The organism is Mordavella massiliensis (assembly GCF_016901695.1).
In the GTDB taxonomy this organism is placed as follows: domain Bacteria; phylum Bacillota; class Clostridia; order Lachnospirales; family Lachnospiraceae; genus Claveliimonas; species Claveliimonas massiliensis_A.
The window spans coordinates 1-214 of sequence record NZ_JACJKS010000136.1; the positions used below are offsets into that span (position 1 = coordinate 1).

The 214-nt window shown below is 45.8% G+C and carries 1 protein-coding gene; it reads right to left on the reverse strand.

Features of this window, described 5'->3' with window-relative positions; translation table 11 throughout:
• Positions 1–214: transposase (locus H6A20_RS13420; RefSeq protein ID WP_204907565.1), on the reverse strand; the 214-nt coding region annotated here is incomplete at both ends.

The following is a 214-nucleotide window of genomic DNA, read 5'->3' on the forward strand; positions in this document are numbered from 1 at the left end:
TTCTTCGAAAAATATCTCCAGCTGCGAATGGATCTGCCCCCAATCCTGCCGGTGTCCAGTCCATTTTTTTGTGATATCCATCATGGCCAGATACAGCATTTTCAGAAGACTGTCATCAGAAGGAAATACCGTTTTGGATTTCGTGACTTTTCGGAGCTGACGGTTAAATCCTTCGATGGCATTGGTAGTATAGATCAGACGCCGAACCGCTTCG